The 240-nt window shown below is 43.3% G+C and carries 1 protein-coding gene; it reads left to right on the top strand.

The features are described from left to right. Nucleotides 1-38: 38 nt before the first annotated feature. A partial coding sequence (locus tag SB689_RS24105; RefSeq protein ID WP_410694547.1) for a hypothetical protein occupies nt 39-240 on the top strand: 202 nt, incomplete at its 3' end.

The following is a 240-nucleotide window of genomic DNA, read 5'->3' as shown; positions in this document are numbered from 1 at the left end:
AATCATTTGAAGAACTGAATACCAAATTTGGCCAGGTTATGGGTACCGCAGTTATGGGCGGTGCAGCAGCAACCGCAGCAAAAAAAGCAGATAAAGTTGCAGATGATCTGGATGCATTTAATGTTGATGATTTTAATACCAAAACCGAAGATGATTTTATGTCTTCAAGTAGCGGCTCTAGCTCAAGCGCAGATGATACCGATCTGGATGATCTGCTGAATGATCTGCTCGAGCACCACC

Origin of the sequence: Chryseobacterium sp. SIMBA_038, from assembly GCF_046535115.1 — a bacterium.
In the GTDB taxonomy this organism is placed as follows: Bacteria; Bacteroidota; Bacteroidia; order Flavobacteriales; family Weeksellaceae; genus Chryseobacterium.
Note: the sequence above shows the minus strand (reverse complement) of the source record. Positions and strands in the feature narration are given on the sequence as shown.